Origin of the sequence: Allobosea sp., from assembly GCF_030695125.1 — a bacterium.
GTDB lineage: Bacteria > Pseudomonadota > Alphaproteobacteria > Rhizobiales > Beijerinckiaceae > Allobosea.
Map to the genome: position 1 here is coordinate 88,780 of NZ_JAUYTP010000018.1, position 16,410 is coordinate 105,189.

Sequence of the window (16,410 nt, forward strand, 5' to 3'; positions counted from 1 at the left end):
AAGTCGTCATCGCGTTCAAGTCCTTCTCGCAAGCCCGCGTCGGCGCCATGGCGCGCGCCCTGGCGCGGCTCAATCCTTCGGCGCGGCCCGCGCCATCAGCGCGTCCATGTCGATCGAATGGCCGGCGCGGTCCCGCTTGGAGGCGAGATAGCGGACATTGTGGACATTGGGCCGTCCCAGGACGCGCTGGGTGCCCACGACCTCGACGCCCGCCGCCTTGATCGCGCCGACCTTGAGCGGGTTGTTGGTCAGCGCGGTGACGCGGGTGACGCCGAGCTGCTTGAGCATCGTCGCGGCGAAGTCGAACTGGCGCTGGTCGAGATCGAAGCCCAGCACCTCGTCGGCATCATAGGTGTCCCAGCCCTGGCTCTGCAGCTTGTAGGCGCGCATCTTGTTGGAGATGCCGTTTCCACGGCCCTCCTGGTCGAGATAGAGCAGGATCCCGCCCTCGTTCTCGGCCATCCACTGCACGGTCTCGCGCAGCTGGTCACCGCAGTCACATTTCAGCGAGCCGAACAGGTCGCCCGTCAGGCAGGCCGAGTGCAGGCGAACCGGCACGGCGGCGGTCAGATCGGGATTGCCGACGATGATCGCGACCTGGTCGCGCAGGCCCTCGCCGCCGCGGAAGACGACGAACTCGGTCTCGGCCGCCCCTTCGAGCGGCACCGGCGCGCGGCCGACGATGGTCAGCGTCGCGGCCTGGGCAGCGCGATAGCCATTGACCGCCTCGATCGCGACCTCGATCAGAGGCTCGCCGGCGATCTGGGCAGCCGTCACAGGAACGATGATCGTGGCCGGTAGCACGAGCGAGAGCCGCGCCAGTTCGAGCGCCGCGTCGTCGAGGTCGGATGCAGGGGCCACGGGGGCGTCGACCTTGCCGTCGATCTTGAGAGCCAGCATCTCGATGCGCGCGAGGTCGAGCGTGGGCATCGCCAGGATGCCGATTTCGGCGCGGCTCTTCGCGCCGAGCCGTCGCAGCCGGGCCGGGCTCAGCACCAGATGCGCCTTGCCCAGGGCCAATGCGTCCAGCCGGCCGACGAGATCGCTATCTGCGAGCTCTGCCGACAGCGCCAGCACCAGCCGCTCGCCAGCCCGCAGCAGCACCGGGCGACCGGCGCGAAATTCGGAAATGGCCCGGTCCACCGCCACGAGGCTCGTCTCGAGCGGGCGTCCGAACAGCGTACGCGACTGAAGCATCGGATTGTCCGTCAGATAGGGCTGGCGCTCAGGAAGACCTGTGCCTGCCGGGGGGAGTAGGCTTGTACGGGCGCAGCGCCGGTATAGATCAACGCTGCACCCTTTTCCATCAACGTGCCTGAGGCGAGAGCAGTTCCACGACAGGCGCATTCTCGATGGCAGCGCCTGCGGCCTTGGGCGACATGCATTCCGTTAATCTTCCGTATAGTCTTGCGACCTTGAACGTTGGATGAATGCGCAGACCGGCGCTTCAAGCCGGCAAAGCCACCGGACGGGCAGGGAGGTCGAGATGACGCAGGTTCGGGACACTGCCAGCCGGGGCGCGGTCTACAGCGCCGCGGCGCGCCATATGCACTGGGTCACTGCCGCTGCGGTGCTGGCGATGATCCCCGCGGGCCTCGTCATGACCTATCGCGGCAACACGCTGAACATCTGGGACGGGCTGACCAATGCGATGTACAGCTCGCACAAGCTGCTGGGCTTTCTCGTGCTCTGGCTGGTCGCGGGCCGTCTGGCCTATCGGCTGCTGAAAGGCGCGCCGCCCGACGAGCCGACGCTTCTGTGGTGGCAGAAGGCCGGCTCGCATCTGGTGCATTGGCTGCTCTACGGGCTGCTGCTCGTCGTGCCCCTGCTGGGCTGGATCGGGGTTTCGCTCTACCCCTCGCTGAAGCTGTTCGGGCTTTTCAGCCTGCCCGCCATCGCCACGCCGAACCAGGATCTCGCGGGCCAGGTGCTGGAGATCCATGGCACGCTCGCCATCGTGATGGGGCTTCTCGCCTGCGCCCATATCGGCGCGGCGCTCTACCATCACCTGATCCGCAAGGACGGCGTGCTGCGCCGGATGCTGCCCGGGCTGAAATAGACCCGGCGTGTTGTCAGACCGGACGGGCCCAGAGATCGTGATGGCCGACGAGGGCTGAAGCCGACTGCGTCTTGGTCGCCAACCAGCCGGCCATGGTGTCGGGATCGACCTTGGCGGTTTCGAGGACCGCATCGGCAATGCCCCTCGCCAGCGCCTGCGTGAGTTCGCCGCTGTGCCCGTCGAGCCGCCAGGCGCTGTCGCCGATCGAGACCGCGAAACCCGATTTGCGGAACGCCTCCGCCATGACATCGGTGGCGTCCGGGCCGGCGGCGGGGCCGAAGCCCTTGTCGGTGTGCTGATGCTGCTTGAACGCCGCCAGAACGCTGGCATCGGCGGGGTGGGGCGGCTGCCAGATCTCGCGGCCATCATAGGTCAGCACGGTGTAGAGCGGCAGGCGCAGGCTGGTCAGCGCGGCGACGAAGCGCTCGATCCAGCGCTTCGAGGTCAGGTCGAACAGGGCGGCTGCGGTAACCAGATCGGGCTGCCAGCCGAGGACCCATTCGAGGTCCTTGTTGAGGTCGGCCTGGCGGGTATCGACGGTGATCATGTGATCGCCCTTGGTCAGGACGAGTTCCTCGCCCTGCTCGCGCGCCTCGTCGGCCCAGCCGGCCAGTGTCTGGCGAGTGGCGGCGAGCAGGCGCTCGTCGAGGTCGACCAGCGTCCAGTGCTGGCGCGAGGGCAGGGCCGCATAGGTGCCGCGCAGGTTGGAGCCTGCGCCACAGCCGAGATCGACGACCGTCACCGAGGCCTTGGCGGCGAAATGCGCACCGACGGCGGCCAGAACCTGGGGATTGCGCGCCGCGTGATCGGCCGGCTCGCGAAGCGCCAGCCATTCGGGAGAGAAACCGGCCATCAGAAACCCTTTCGCCCGCTCTCGGGCAGACAGACTCCGGCGACGATCGCCGCCGTTTCGCGCCAGCGCGGCAGGCTGGTCGCAGCCATCCACGCTGCATCGGCCATGGCCGAGCGTCTTTGCGGCGCATCAATCAGGCTTGCCAGGGCCTTGGCAAGTGCAGGGGCATCGCCGGGCGGGACTTTTACAGCAGTGGCGTCGGGCGCCGTCTCGGCGGCGGCGCCGCCCGTCGTGCAGAGGATCGGCAGGCCGCGGGCCAGCGCTTCGGTCAGAACCATGCCGTAGCCCTCGAACAGCGAGGGCATCACGAAGAGATCGGCCGTATCATAGGCCGCAGCCAGGGCAGCCTCATCGACGGCACCGGCGAGGGTGATGTGCTCGGCGAGCCCCGCCGCGGCGATCCGGGTGGTCAGGTCGCGCGTCGTCTCGGGCGAACGGTCGGGCGCGCCGACAAGGGTCAGGCGCCAATCCCTGTCGCTCAGTCCGGCCAGCGCCTCGACCAGAACGCCATAGCCCTTGCGCGGCACGATCGAGCCTACAGCCAGAATATTGAGCGGCCCGCCGACCGGCCCCCCCCTGGCCCGCGGGGCCGGATCGACCCCGGGGACCGCCACCGTGATGCGCGCTTCGTCGACGCCGAAATCGGCGATCAGCCGCTGCTTCGTCGCCGGGCTCGTCGCCACCACGGCGCGGGCATAGCGCAGCGCGGCGGTCTCGCGGGCGAGCAACGCCCTGGCCGTCTCGGGCTCGAGCCCGGTCTCCAGCCCCAGCGGATGATGGACCAGCGCGACGACGCGCCCGGCCAACCCGGCGGCGATGCCTTCGGGAAAGGCGCCATAGGCCAGCCCGTCGATCAGCAGGACATCGTCATAGGGTTGCGACAGGATCGCGCGGCCGGTCTGCGCCAGATCGTCCTGCGTCGGAAACGGAAAGGAGCCGGGCAGCGCCACATGCCGGGCCTCGATACCCGTCTCCCGCCACTCCGCCAACAGCCTGCGATCATAGCCATAGCCGCCGGTCGGCAGGTCGATGTCGCCAGGGATCGCGAAGGCGATCGCGCTCACGCGAGCGCGCCCTCATAGGTGGCCCGCGCCAGATCGGTCTCGTGCAGCGTTACGCGGATGCGGGCGAGGCCGGCGCCATCTTCGCCGAGCGCACCCGACTTGGCCGCGCCCGCCATCGCATCGAAGATGTATTTGCAGAGGAATTCGGTGGTCGTCAGCACGCCGGCAAACTGCGGCAGCACATCGAGATTCTGGTAGTTCAGCGGCTTCAGCGTCTTGTTGAGGACATCCAGCGCCGCGCCGATGTCGACGACGACGTTCTGCCTGGTCAGCGTCGGCCGGAAGAAGGCGACGTCGACGACGAAGGTCGCGCCATGCATGTTCTGGGCGGGGCCGAAAAACGGATCGGGCAAGGAGTGGCCGATCATGATGCGGTCACGGACTTCGACGGAGAACATGGGCGTTCCTTGGGGTTGGCTTCGGTGAAGGCTAGGCGGAGAGCAGCCTGCGGCCGCGCGATTGCGAGAAACGCAGCAGATAGCCATCCGGATCCTGAACCAGAAATTGATGAACGCCGGTCTCTTCGGTGTCGCTGATCCTGTACCAACGTTCTTCCGGACCGAAGAAAAGCGGCCATGCCGCCCGGCGGAGCGCCGCCAGCAGCACGTCCGTATCCGAGACCATGATCTCGAAATTGATGCCGCGGCCATAAGGTTTTTCGCGGGGGCCGGTATCCCAGCAGCGCTCGGAGGGGCCTGTCTCGTATTCCTCCAGCATGAACTCGACGCCGTCGCGCTCGATGGCGGCGAAGCCCTGCTCGGGGCGGTCGTAGAGCACCCTGAATCCGAGCAGATCGCGCCAGAAGGCGAGGCTCGTGGGCAATGCCGTGATGTAAAGCTCGGGTACGAGCGCGGGGCGGGGATGCGAGCGAGGCGTCATGGCGCGCTTAGTAGCAGATGGCGGCCGTCAGGCCACGCCAGGAGGGATCGAGGATCGCGGGCAGCCGCTCGGGTACCTGCGCGAAAGGGACGTCCTGCGTGATCAGCACGTCGAGCCTGTCGTCCGCGAGCAGCGCCATGGCGGCAGCCGAGCGGCGGGCGTAGTCCCAGCGCGGCCGGCGCGAGGGCGAGATGCCGCCGACCTGCGTGGAGACGAGTTGCAGCCGCTTGGCATGGAACGCGCCGCCGAGCGGGGCTGGAACCGTGCCGTCGCCATACCAGCTCAGTTCGACGATGCGGGCCTCGAGGCCGGCGGCGGCGATGGCGGTGGCGAGGCCCGGCGCCGAGGCGCTGGCGTGGAAGACGAGATCGGCCTCGGCGGGGGCATCGGCGGGCAGGGCGAAGCTGAAACCGAGCGCCTGCGCCACAATGGCGCGGGCCGGCTCGACATCGACCAGCGTGACCTGCGCACCCGGAAGCCTCGCCGCCAGCCATGCGACAAGCAGTCCCAGCACGCCGCCACCGACGACGACGATACGGTCGGCCGGGCCGGAGCCGGCGTCCCAATGGGCATTGAGAGCCGTCTCCATATTGGCGGCGAGGATGGCGCGCCGCGCCGGCACGTCTGCGGGCACGCGTGTGAGCCGATCGACCGGGGCGATGAAGCGGTCCTGATGCGGATGCAAGCAGAAAACCGTCTCGCCGAGCATGGCCTGCGGCCCTGCCTCCACGACGCCGACCGCGCAGTAGCCGTACTTCACGGGGAAGGGGAAATCGCCCTGCTGGAAGGGGGCCCGCATGCGCTCGTATTCACCCACAGGCACCCGGCCCTCGCAGACCAGGCGCTCGGTGCCGCGGCTGACACCGCTCCAGAGCGTGCGGACGAGACAGTCCCCGGCGGTGAGGGCGGGAAGCGCTTGCGCGTTCAGGGCGCATTCACGCGGCGCGACATACCAGAGCGCCGTCACGGATGCGCTTGCGCTGGACGAAAATGACGGCTTTAGCTCCTGCGCCGTATCGTTGAGCGCCATGTCTGCGTCCCTCGTCCGTTCTGCCTCGCCTGCCTTGCCCTGATGGATCGCATGACAGAGACCGCCATGAACCCGCGCCCCGCTCCGACCACGTTCCAGCCGGCAGCGCAAGGGCTCGCCACGCCGCAGGAGGCGGTCGCGCTGCCGGGCCTGACACCGGCCGGACTCCAGTCCGAAGCGGTGCTCGCCAGGCGGCGGCGCCTCGTGCTGGCGGTCAATCTGGCGACGCTGGCGGCGCTGCTCTACGGGCTCTCGCATGTGCTGGGCGCGGGCGGCTGGACGATTGCCGATGGCGCTATCTTCGTCGCCTTCCTGTTCGGAGCGCCCTGGACCGTGCTTGGGTTCTGGAACGCCGTGCTCGGCTTCTGGCTGCTGCATGGCGTGAAGGACGGGCTGGAACGCGTCGCCCCCTTCGCGGCCGCCGGCGATCTGCCGACGCCGGTTGCGGTCCGCACCGCCATCCTCATGACGCTGCGCAATGAGGATCCTGCCCGCGCCTTCGCTCGGCTGCATGTGGTCAAGCAGAGCGTCAACGCCACGGGCGAGGGCGGCTGGTACGACTATTTCGTGCTGTCCGACACCAACGATCCCGAGGTCGCCGCAGCCGAGGAAAGGCTGGCCGCCGCGTGGCAGGCCGAGGCAGGCGAGGATTGCCGCATCATCTATCGCCGCCGCAGCGACAATGCCGGCTTCAAGGCCGGCAATGTCCGCGATTTCTGCGAGCGCTGGGGCGACGATTACGAGATCATGCTGCCGCTCGACGCCGACAGCGTCATGTCGGGCGAGGCGATCGTGAAGCTGACGCGGATGATGCAGGCCTATCCGAAGCTCGGCATCCTGCAGAGCCTCGTGGTGGGCATGCCGAGTCAGTCGGCCTTTGCCCGCGTGTTCCAGTTCGGCATGCGCCAGGGCATGCGGCCCTACACCATGGGCTCGGCCTGGTGGATCGGCGATTGCGGCCCGTTCTGGGGGCATAACGCCATGGTCCGCATCGCGCCGTTTCGCGACGGCTGCCATCTGCCGGTGCTGCCGGGCGGCCCGCCTCTCGGCGGAGCCGTGATGAGCCATGACCAGGTCGAGGCGACGCTGATGCGCCGCGCCGGCTACGAGGTGCGCGTGCTGCCCGTTGAGATGGGCAGCTGGGAAGAAAACCCGCCGACCATGTTGGATTTCGCCAAGCGCGACCTGCGCTGGTGCCTGGGTAACCTGCAATATCTGAAGCTGCTCCACCTCCCGGACCTGCGACCGATGAGCCGCTTCCAGCTGTTCTGGGCGATCCTGATGTTCCTCGGGCTGCCGGCCTGGACGCTGATGATCGCGCTTTTGCCGCTGAAGGTGATCGAGGATCGCGCCCTGGCGGATTACCCTGCGGGGCTCGCCGCCGGCCTTTATCTCCTGTTCCTGGCCATGTATCTGTCGCCCAAGCTCGCGGGCTTCGCCGACATCCTGCTGCGCAAGGGCGGCGCCCGGGAGTATGGCGGAGCCCCGCGTTTCATCATCTCGGCTGCCATTGAGGTGGTGTTCGCCTTCCTCCAGGGCGCGGTCTCCAGTTTCCGGACCACGCTGTTCATGATCGGGCTGCTGTTCGGGCGTTCCCGTATCGGCTGGGGCGGGCAGGCGCGCGATGCCCATGCGCTGTCCCTGGCGACGGCGTTTGCAGGGCTGTGGCCGCATCTGCTGCTGGCGCTTTATCTGTTCACGACGCTGATCGTGATCTCGCCCGCCATGCTGCTCTGGTCGCTGCCGCTGACGGCGGGCTATCTCCTGGCCATCCCCTTCGCCATGGTGACCGCGCTGCCGGCGCTGGGCACCTGGTTTGCGCGCCACGGGCTCTGCGGCATCCCCGAGGACTTCGACCCTCCCGCCGAACTGATCTCGATTCGCCAGGGCCACAGCGCATGAACGCCTCGATCTACCGGCCGGGCACGGCCAAGGCGCTGAGCCGGTCGTTGCGCGTCTATCATGGCGATCCTGCCCGCAACGCCGTGATGGATGCGCTATATGGCCGCTTCCTCAAGCCGGGCGATCTCGCCTTCGACATCGGCTCGCATGTCGGCGACCGGGTCTCGTCCTTTCGCCGGCTCGGCGCGCGCGTGGTCGCGCTGGAGCCGCAGCCGGGGCCTGCCCGCGTCCTGCGGCTTATCCATGGCCGCGACCCGCAGGTGACGCTGGTCGAGGCCGCCTGCGGCGACAAGGAAGGGCCGGTGACACTGCGGATCAACAGCGCCAATCCGACCGTCTCGACCGCCTCCACCGCCTTCATCGGCGCGGCGAAAGGCTCGCAGGGCTGGCAGGAACAGGTCTGGGACCATGAGATCGAGGTTCCCGGCACCACGCTCGACGCGCTGATCGCGCTCCACGGCGTCCCGGCCCTGCTCAAGATCGATGTCGAGGGTTTCGAGGCGCATGTGCTGGCGGGGCTGACCCGTCCCGTGCCGGCGATCTCCTTCGAGTTCACCACAATCCAACGGGACGTCGCCGAAGCCTGCCTCGCCTTGCTGGAGACGCTGGGGCCCTATCGCTTCAATGTCGCACTGGGCGAGAGCCAGCAGCTGGAGCTAGACGAGCCCGCCAGCGCCGAGGCGATGGGCGGCTATTTGCGCGCGCTGCCGCATGAGGCGAATTCGGGCGATGTCTATGCGGTGCTCACGCCGTGACTGCGGTCAATGTGGAAAGGCCTGCGATGGGCGCCGCGCGGTATGCCTGACTGCAATGACGATAATGGCGTCGGTCGTTGCACGATAAAAGATTGCATAGGGGTAAGGGGGCACGACGAGCCGTCTTGTGCCTGGGCGCGTCGTGGGAGTTCCCGCGAATGGAAATTGAAGAAGGCGTTCCAGCGCCGCCTTGAGGACTATCTCTAGCATTTGGCGCGCTTGAGGCGATTGGCCATCGAGATAATCGAAAATCCGAGTGATGTCGGACCGGGCGGCGCTTCTGTAGCGCAGCTTCACGGGCCGGCTTTCGTCCACAACGCAGCCACCTCGTCGTCCGATGCAAAACCGCCACGGTCGGCTTCGTCCAGCGCGGCAAGTTCCTCCTCCGACAGCTGATATACCTCGCTCTCGCGGGCTGTGAAGGCGAGAATCTGACGAGCGAGTTCGTCCTGCATGTCCGGAGACAATGCTTCCGTTGCGGCCAACGCCTGTTGGAGCAGTTTGGTCATGCCCAACCATACCTAAAATCAGCAGTCCTTGCTATGGCGTGTGTGATCGTTCCCGCCGCCGGCATGTCGGCCACATCATCAGGATCCATCATGCACGCTGTTTTGCGCCCCCTCATCTTCGCCCTCGCTCTCTCCGCTGCGCCCGCGCTGGCCGCCAGCGACGTCGCCGTCGAGGTCAGGAACGAGTCCGAGCCGGTGCTCTGCGCCGAGAAGGACAACGTCACGATCAAGGCCATCTCGCCCGAGGTGCGGCGCTTCCAGATCGAGGCCGCGCATCCCGCCTATATCGCCGGCCTGATCCGCGACAACTGGGAGGCCGACTGGACCGCCTGCGACATGACGGGCGACCCCGTCTTCGCCGCCGCCACCCCGCCACGCCGCGTCACCTTCTATGAGAGCATCGAGTACTGGCTCGTGGGCTACACCTTCCCGACCTTCTGGCGCCCGTCCGATACGACCTTCAAGGTGGGCGACCGGGTCGAGAAGGGCCTGCATCTCGTCCAGCTCTGGAAGCTTGGCAAGGACCGCTCGCACGAGCTGCTCGTGGTCTATCCGCAGGATGGCTACTGGCGCGCCAGGCCGATGCCGCCCTCGCAGCTCGCCGCCACGGCCTATGGCTCGTCCTTTCTGGTCGGCCCGATCGTTCAGGATGGCGCGCGACCCGTCGTCAACATCAGGGAGATCGAGTTCGACCCCAAGACGACCTCGTTCAAGCTGAGCTTCAAGGACGGTTCCAACGGCACGCTGAAGCTCGAGGGCGTCGATGAGAACCGCATGGTGCTGGATGTCGTGCTCGACAGGCCGGTGACCGGCGGCAACGCCTTCGTGGCGCTGCGCTCGATGTATGTCACAGAGGGCAACAACGATGTCGCGCACATCGCCCTTCGCGAGCCCGGCGCCAAGGGCTGGCGCGAAGAGAAGCTGATGCCGTTCACGGGCGGCAAGGCGACCGACATCTGGATGGGCCGCACCACCCATTCGCGTCACAACACCTCCTCGCCCGACATGGTCTTCCGGAACTTCTCGAAGGACCCGAACCCGCCGGCGAAGAAGTAGGACGTTCGGTCATTGCGAGCGCAGCGAAGCAGTCCAGGACGGCCGCGCTCTGCGCCGATCCGGATCGCTTCGCTGCGCTGGCAATCACGCGGTTCCGGAACGCTTCACGTCGTTGACGCGTTGCCGCATGACGCGGGGCGCGCATCGCGCTAGCCTTGCGGGACCGTCACCAGCTTCGAGACCGCCATGCCGCGCTTTGCCGCCAATCTGTCGATGATGTTCACCGAATGGGCGTTCCTGGACCGCTTCAAGGCGGCGTCGGATGCCGGCTTTGCGGCGGTGGAGTTCCTGTTCCCCTATGAGCACGCGGCCGAGCAGGTCGGTTTGGCGCTTGCCGGTGGAGAGCTTCAGCAGGCGCTGTTCAACCTGCCACCGGGCGATTTTTCCAAGGGCGAGCGTGGCATCGCGGCGCTCGCCGGCCGCGAGGACGAATTCAGGGCAGGTGTCGAGACTGCGCTCGCCTATGCCCATGCAACGGGCGTGAAGCGTCTGCACATGATGGCGGGTCTCGCCGACCCCGACGACGCCAACGCGCAGGCGGCCTATCGCGCCTCGCTCGCCTTCGCCGCCGATGCGCTGGCGCCCCACGGCATCGACCTTTTGCTCGAGCCGATCAACGGCCGGGACATGCCGGGCTATTTCCTCAATGATTTCGACCGGGCTGCGGCCTATGTCCGCGAGGCCGGGCGGCAGAACGTCAAGCTGCAGTTCGACATGTATCATTGCGAGCTGATCCATGGCGACGTGGCCGGCAAACTGAGGGCGCTTTATCCCCTCGTCGGCCATGTCCAGATCGCCAGCGCGGCGGGACGCCACGAGCCCGACGGACTCGGCCCCGATTATCCGGCGCTCTTCGGGCTGCTGGACGAGCTCGGCTATGATGGCTTCGTCGGCTGCGAGTACCGGCCGCGCGCCGGCACGCTGGAAGGGCTTGGCTGGTTTGCGCCCTATCGGCGCCATGATTTCCCCCGCCCCGACCCGCTGGACATCGCCTGATGGTGGGCTTCTCCTATCCGCTGCTGGTCGCCGATGTCGGCGGGACGAATTGTCGTCTGTCGCTGGTCGCGCAGGCCGGCTCGGCGCCGGCTCATCTCGCGCGCGTCCCAACCGGCAACCACGCGACGCCGGAAGCGGCGCTGGAGGCCGTCCTGACGACGCTGTCGCAAAGGCCGCGCTCGGCGGTTCTGGCTGTCGCCGGGCCGCTCGAGGGGCGCGCCGCCCAGCTGACCAACGCCCGCTGGCATTTCGACGGCCCCGAACTCGGTCGCGCGCTGGGGCTGGAGCAGGGGCTGCTGGTCAATGATTTCGAGGCCCAGGCGGCGTCGCTCGCCGTCCTGGGCGAAGCCGATGTGACGACGCTGGTCGCCGGCGATCCGGACCCGCAGGGCGCCCGTCTCGTGCTTGGGCCGGGCACGGGCTTCGGGGCGGCGGCGCTGGTGACCCGGGCCGGGCGCGGCGTCATCGTGCCCACGGAAAGCGGCCATATCGGCATCGGCCCGGAGGATCCGACTGAACACAAGATCTGGTCGGCGCTGACGGTGGGTCTGCCGCGCGTCACCGTGGAAGGCCTGCTCAGCGGCGACGGCCTGGTGCGCTTCCACCGGGCGGTCGCCAGCGAGTCAGGCATGCTCGAGCTCGATGTCAGCGCCGCCGACGTGACGACGCTGGCGCTCGACGGCGATCCGACCGCGCTGATGGCGGTGGTCTGCTTCTGGCGGCTTTTGGCGCGGGTGGCAGGCGATCTCGCGCTCGCCTTCAAGGCGACGGGCGGTGTCTACATCTCCGGCGGCATCGTGCCGCGCCTGCTGCCCCTGGCCGAGCGCGGCGCGATCGGCGCGGTGTTCGCCGGCAAGCCGCCGATGGAGGATCTGGCGGCGCGCTTTGCCCTGCATGTCATCACGGCGGGCGACGGCGCCGAGCGGGGCCTGGCTGCGATCGCCGCTGCGCCGGAGCGTTTCGGCCTCGACGATCCCGCGCGGTTGTGGTTTGCCTGAGCCAAGCGCGCCGGCCGGCGGGCTGCTAACCGACCGTCGCGCGCCGCCTTGTTCGCCATCCTCCCCATACAGGCGCTCCGCGCGCTCGCGGCCTTCATGGTCGCCGTGCATCATGTCCAGCCCGACGCCATGGTGCTCGCCCGGCAGGCCGGACTGAGCTTCGAACGCAACGACTGGCTGCCCTGGATGGCGGGCGTCGACATCTTCTTCGTCGTCTCCGGCTTCATCATGGTCCACGCCTCGGATGCGCTGTTCGGGCGTCCCGGCGCGCCGACGCTGTTCCTGCAACGCCGACTGGTGCGGATCGTGCCGCTCTACTGGGTGGCGACGTCACTGTTCCTGATAATGGGCCTGCTCGTCCCGGCACTGCTCAACTCCGGCGCGCCCAGCCTGGGGCAGATCGCCGCCTCCTATCTGTTCTGGCCCGCTGCATCGACCCAAGGCGTCGTCCAGCCAGTTTACTCGCTCGGCTGGACGCTGAACTACGAGATGCTGTTTTACGGGCTGTTTGCCGCGGCGCTACTGCTGCCGCGGCGCTTCGTGGTTCCGGCGGTCACTCTGGCGCTGATGACGCTGGTCGGGAGCGAGGCGCTGGTCGGGCCGCTGCCGCTGCCCTTCGGTTTCTGGGGCCAGCCGATCGTGCTCGAGTTCGCAGCCGGCATGGGCCTGGCACTGCTGCGGCAACGCGGCCTGCGGCTGAACGCGGCCCTGCGTGGGGCGCTGGTGGCGGGCGCCCTCTTGCTTCTGCTGCTGGGCCAGCATCTGCCGCTGCAGGCCGGCCCCTGGCGCGATCTCGCCCTGCACGGCACCGCGGCGACGCTTCTGGTGCTGGCTGCGGTGTCGGGCCGACAGGAGGGCGCGCCGTCGCCGCTGTTGACGGCCCTGGCACGGGTGGGCGACGCGTCCTACGCACTCTACCTCATTCATCCTTTCGCGATCCGCGGCTTGCGCGAGGTCTTCATGCGCATCGGTCTGCATGAGCCCGGCTTGTTCGTCGCGGTTGCGCTGGCTGGGGCGGTCGTCGCGGCGCTGGTCGTCCACCGGTTGTTCGAGGTTCCCGTGACGCGCGGGCTGAGGCGGTGGTCGGGCGCCTGAGGCGGCCTGCCTATCGCAGGCGCCGGCCCTTCAGCGACTGGCCGACGACGCCACCGCTGCGGCGGCGCTCGGCGCGCCGGGCCTTGATCGCCTCGACATGCTCGGGCTGCGGATAATAGCCGCGCTCCATGATTTCGAGGGCATATTCCTCGTAGGTCAGGCCGAGCGCCTGCGCGTTGTCCTCGCGGCGCAAGGCAATGTCGCGCGGCTTCCGCCAGGCCTTGCGATGCGCAAAGCGCCAGTCGAAGGTGCTGCCGATGGCGCCGGAGCCCGTCGCCGCGCGGCGCTTGCGCGGCTTCAGCGGCGGGCCGCCATTATGGCCGATCCCGATCGTGCGTCGACGCGGCATGGTCTTTGAACTCCGGAGCCTGTGACCCCATGTCAGGGGTCACAGCGGCACACGCAAGCCTCGCGCCAGAAGCTGCGGGCGTGACATCTCGGGCCTGCCGGTCTATCCCGCCTGCATTCCCCCTCACGGACACCACCATGGCTCCCTTGCTCCATCTGCGCGACGTCGCGCTCACCTTCGGCGGACAACCGCTGCTGGAAGCGGCCGAAATCGCGGTCTCGGCCGGGGAGCGCGTCTGTCTTGTCGGCCGCAACGGCTCGGGCAAGTCGACCCTGCTCAAGATCGCCGCCGGGCTGGTCGAGCCCGACAAGGCGGTCCGCTTCGTCCAGCCGGGCTGCACCGTGCGCTATCTGCCGCAGGAGCCGGACTTCACCGGCTACAAGACGTCGCTGGCCTATGTCGAGGCGGGGCTGGGACCGGGCGACGACGCGTATCGCGCGCAGTATCTGATCGACGAGCTCGGCCTTACCGGCGACGAGGACCCCGCGACGATGTCGGGCGGCGAATCACGCCGTGCCGCGCTGGCGCGGGTGCTGGCGCCGGAACCCGACATCCTGCTGCTCGACGAGCCGACCAACCATCTCGACCTGCCGGTGATCGAATGGCTCGAACAGGAGTTGAAGTCGCTGCGCTCGGCGATGGTGCTGATCAGCCATGATCGGCGCTTCCTGACGACGTTGTCACGCGCCACGATCTGGCTCGACCGCGGCCTGACGCGGCGCATGGACAAGGGCTTCGGCGAGTTCGAGACCTGGCGCGACGAGGTTCTCGCCCAGGAGGAAATCGACCGGCACAAGCTCGACCGCAAGATCGCCCGCGAGGAGGACTGGCTGCGCTACGGCGTCAGCGCGCGCCGCACCCGCAACCAGCGCCGGTTGGGCGAACTCCACGGCCTACGCGAGCAGCGCCGCACCGCGCGCTTCGCCGTCGGCAGCGTCAAGCTCGAGGCCAGCGAGGCGCAGACCTCGGGCAAGCTGGTGATCGAGGCGGTCAATGTCGCCAAGGCCTTCGGCTCGAATGTGGTGATCAAGGATCTGTCGCTGCGCGTCGCTCGCGGTGACCGGATCGGCATCGTCGGCCCCAATGGCGCTGGCAAGACGACGCTGATCAACCTTTTGACCGGGCAGCTCGCGCCCGATTCCGGCACGGTGAAGCTCGGCGTCTCGCTGGAGATGGTGACGCTCGACCAGCGCCGCGAGAGCCTCGATCCCGCGACGCCGCTGGGAGATGCGCTCACCGGCGGTGGCTCGGACCAGGTCATGGTCGGCGACACGCCGCGCCATGTCATCGCCTATATGAAGGATTTCCTGTTCCAGCCGCTGCAGCGGCGCACGCCGGTCGGGGCGCTGTCAGGCGGCGAGCGCGGCCGGCTGATGCTGGCGCGCGCCCTGGCGAAGCCCTCCAACATGCTGGTGCTGGACGAGCCGACCAACGATCTCGACCTCGAGACGCTCGACCTGCTGCAGGAGCTGCTGGCCGACTACAAGGGCACGGTTCTGCTGGTCAGCCATGACCGCGACTTCATCGACCGCGTCGTCTCGGCGACGCTGATCTCGGATGGCGACGGCGTCTGGACCGAGTTTGCCGGCGGCTACACCGACATGCTGGCGCAGCGCGGCCGCGGCGTCGGGGCGAAGGTGCGGGCCGTCTCGGGCAAGTCGCCGGCCGGCGAGGTTGCGCCGGTCGCGACCGCACCGGCTCTCGTCAACAAGCGCAAGCTCTCCTTCAACGAGAAGCATGCGCTGGAGACGCTGCCCAAGCGCATCGAAGTCCTTCAGGCGGAGGCGGCGAAGCTGACGACGGCGATGGCCGGCGACCTCTACACCCGCGACCCCAAGCTCTTCGCCAAGGCGACGGCGCGGCTGGAAGAGGTCACCCGCGAGATCGCCCAGTCGGAGGAACGCTGGCTGGCGCTGGAAATGCTGCAGGAGGAGATCGGGGCCTGACGCCCATCCGCCATACATTTCCCGTCTCGGCCCAATCGCGAAAACGCATTTGTTGACGGCGCGGAATCTGCCCAAAGATCGCGCCACATCACAAGGCGAGGATACGCGATGAGACTCAACGGCAAGACGGCGCTGATCACCGGCGCGGCACAGGGATTCGGGTTCGGCATCGCCGAGACCTTCGTCAGGGAAGGCGCGCGCGTCGCGGTGCTCGACCTCAACGGCGAGAAGGCGAAGGAAGCCGCCGGCGCGATCGGCGGCGGGGCTTTCGCCGTGACCTGCGACGTCGCCAAGGCCGCCAGCGTCAATGAGGCGGTGGCAGGGATCATCGCCGCGTTCGGCCGGCTCGACATCGTCGTCAACAATGCCGGCACGAGCCATCGCAACATGCCGATGACCGACGTCTCCGAGGAGGAGTTCGACCGGGTCTTCGCCGTCAACGTCAAGTCGATCTATCTGATGGCGAAGGCGACGGTGCCGCATTTCCGCGAACAGGGCGGCGGCGTGATCCTCAATATCGGCTCGACGGCGGGCGTCCGGCCGCGGCCCGGCCTGACCTGGTACAACGGCTCCAAGGGCGCGGTGAACCTGCTCTCGAAGTCGATGGCGGTGGAGCTGGCGCCGGATCGGATCCGCGTCAACGCGATTGCGCCGGTGGCGGGCGAAACGCCGCTGCTGGCGACCTTCATGGGCGAGGATACGCCGGAGAAGCGCGCGCAGTTCCGCGCCACGATTCCCTGGGGCCGGCTCTCGACGCCGCAGGACATGGCCAATGCGGCGCTGTTCCTGTGCTCGGACGAGGCGGAGATGGTTACCGGTTCAGTGCTGGCCGTCGACGGCGGCCGCTGCATCTGAGAGCGCTGCCAATCCGCCATCGCGGCCGTCTGACGCGGCGTTCTGCGCTTCCGGTGCTCACGGA

18 protein-coding genes are annotated in these 16,410 nt (G+C 68.1%); 9 read left to right on the plus strand and 9 right to left on the minus strand.

Translation table 11 applies throughout. The features are described from left to right. Positions 1-69: 69 nt before the first annotated feature. Positions 70-1,197 (minus strand): GTP cyclohydrolase II RibA, encoded by a 1,128-nt coding sequence (gene ribA / locus Q8S38_RS05715; protein ID WP_305679459.1) that lies wholly within the window; start codon positions 1,195-1,197, stop codon positions 70-72. Positions 1,198-1,486: 289 nt separating this feature from the next. Between ribA and Q8S38_RS05720 the strand changes: the two genes are divergently transcribed. Further along, entirely contained in the window at positions 1,487-2,059 is a 573-nt protein-coding gene (locus Q8S38_RS05720; RefSeq protein WP_305679460.1) for a cytochrome b, read from the plus strand. Positions 2,060-2,072: 13 nt separating this feature from the next. On the opposite strand, the gene Q8S38_RS05725 is transcribed toward Q8S38_RS05720, so the two are convergent. Genes Q8S38_RS05725 through Q8S38_RS05745 form a run of 5 tightly spaced genes read right to left on the minus strand, consistent with a single transcriptional unit; the run spans position 2,073 to position 5,885 of the window. Continuing rightward, positions 2,073-2,912, minus strand: coding sequence for a class I SAM-dependent methyltransferase (locus Q8S38_RS05725; protein WP_305679461.1), 840 nt, complete (start codon positions 2,910-2,912; stop codon positions 2,073-2,075). After that, a complete protein-coding gene (locus Q8S38_RS05730) occupies positions 2,912-3,976 on the minus strand; it encodes a glycosyltransferase family 4 protein (RefSeq protein ID WP_305679462.1) in 1,065 nt (354 codons plus the stop codon). The genes Q8S38_RS05725 and Q8S38_RS05730 overlap by 1 nt, the downstream gene beginning before the upstream one ends. After that, entirely contained in the window at positions 3,973-4,374 is a 402-nt protein-coding gene (locus Q8S38_RS05735; protein WP_305679463.1) for a 6-pyruvoyl trahydropterin synthase family protein, read from the minus strand. Before Q8S38_RS05735 ends, Q8S38_RS05730 begins: the two co-directional genes overlap by 4 nt. Before the next feature lie 31 nt (positions 4,375-4,405). After that, positions 4,406-4,855 carry a bleomycin resistance protein gene (locus Q8S38_RS05740; RefSeq protein ID WP_371125838.1) on the minus strand — a complete coding sequence of 150 codons (450 nt, stop codon included), beginning with the start codon at positions 4,853-4,855 and terminating at the stop codon, positions 4,406-4,408. A gap of 7 nt (positions 4,856-4,862) precedes the next feature. Then, positions 4,863-5,885 (minus strand): zinc-dependent alcohol dehydrogenase, encoded by a 1,023-nt coding sequence (locus tag Q8S38_RS05745; protein ID WP_305679465.1) that lies wholly within the window; start codon positions 5,883-5,885, stop codon positions 4,863-4,865. Positions 5,886-5,936: 51 nt separating this feature from the next. On the opposite strand from Q8S38_RS05745, the gene mdoH reads away from it, so the two are divergent. Further along, entirely contained in the window at positions 5,937-7,787 is a 1,851-nt protein-coding gene (mdoH, locus tag Q8S38_RS05750) for a glucans biosynthesis glucosyltransferase MdoH (protein ID WP_305679466.1), read from the plus strand. Further along, complete coding sequence (locus Q8S38_RS05755) at positions 7,784-8,542, plus strand: FkbM family methyltransferase (protein WP_305679467.1); 759 nt, start codon at positions 7,784-7,786, stop codon at positions 8,540-8,542. Before mdoH ends, Q8S38_RS05755 begins: the two co-directional genes overlap by 4 nt. A 6-nt stretch (positions 8,543-8,548) precedes the next feature. Here Q8S38_RS05755 and Q8S38_RS05760 read toward each other — a convergent pair whose 3' ends face one another. Together Q8S38_RS05760 and Q8S38_RS05765 are read right to left on the minus strand one after the other, a co-directional pair. Continuing rightward, positions 8,549-8,839, minus strand: a complete 291-nt coding sequence (locus Q8S38_RS05760; RefSeq protein WP_305679468.1) for a type II toxin-antitoxin system RelE/ParE family toxin — start codon at positions 8,837-8,839, stop codon at positions 8,549-8,551. Then, positions 8,836-9,051, minus strand: a complete 216-nt coding sequence (locus Q8S38_RS05765; RefSeq protein WP_305679469.1) for a hypothetical protein — start codon at positions 9,049-9,051, stop codon at positions 8,836-8,838. The genes Q8S38_RS05760 and Q8S38_RS05765 overlap by 4 nt, the downstream gene beginning before the upstream one ends. A 90-nt stretch (positions 9,052-9,141) precedes the next feature. Between Q8S38_RS05765 and Q8S38_RS05770 the strand changes: the two genes are divergently transcribed. The 4 genes from Q8S38_RS05770 (at position 9,142) to Q8S38_RS05785 (ending at position 13,196) form a co-directional block, all read left to right on the plus strand. Continuing rightward, positions 9,142-10,107 (plus strand): hypothetical protein, encoded by a 966-nt coding sequence (locus Q8S38_RS05770; RefSeq protein WP_305679470.1) that lies wholly within the window; start codon positions 9,142-9,144, stop codon positions 10,105-10,107. Positions 10,108-10,293: 186 nt separating this feature from the next. After that, complete coding sequence (gene otnI / locus Q8S38_RS05775; RefSeq protein ID WP_305679471.1) at positions 10,294-11,103, plus strand: 2-oxo-tetronate isomerase; 810 nt, start codon at positions 10,294-10,296, stop codon at positions 11,101-11,103. Next, on the plus strand, positions 11,103-12,101 hold the full coding sequence (locus Q8S38_RS05780; RefSeq protein WP_305679472.1) for a glucokinase: 999 nt from the start codon (positions 11,103-11,105) through the stop codon (positions 12,099-12,101). Before otnI ends, Q8S38_RS05780 begins: the two co-directional genes overlap by 1 nt. Before the next feature lie 48 nt (positions 12,102-12,149). Continuing rightward, positions 12,150-13,196 carry an acyltransferase family protein gene (locus tag Q8S38_RS05785; protein ID WP_305679473.1) on the plus strand — a complete coding sequence of 349 codons (1,047 nt, stop codon included), beginning with the start codon at positions 12,150-12,152 and terminating at the stop codon, positions 13,194-13,196. A gap of 10 nt (positions 13,197-13,206) precedes the next feature. Here the strand turns inward: Q8S38_RS05785 and Q8S38_RS05790 are convergent, their stop codons facing one another. After that, entirely contained in the window at positions 13,207-13,545 is a 339-nt protein-coding gene (locus Q8S38_RS05790; protein ID WP_305679474.1) for a hypothetical protein, read from the minus strand. Positions 13,546-13,682: 137 nt separating this feature from the next. On the opposite strand from Q8S38_RS05790, the gene Q8S38_RS05795 reads away from it, so the two are divergent. Further along, positions 13,683-15,491, plus strand: a complete 1,809-nt coding sequence (locus tag Q8S38_RS05795; RefSeq protein WP_305679475.1) for an ABC-F family ATP-binding cassette domain-containing protein — start codon at positions 13,683-13,685, stop codon at positions 15,489-15,491. Between the two features lie 108 nt (positions 15,492-15,599). After that, complete coding sequence (locus Q8S38_RS05800) at positions 15,600-16,346, plus strand: glucose 1-dehydrogenase (protein ID WP_305679476.1); 747 nt, start codon at positions 15,600-15,602, stop codon at positions 16,344-16,346. Positions 16,347-16,410 lie beyond the last annotated feature (64 nt).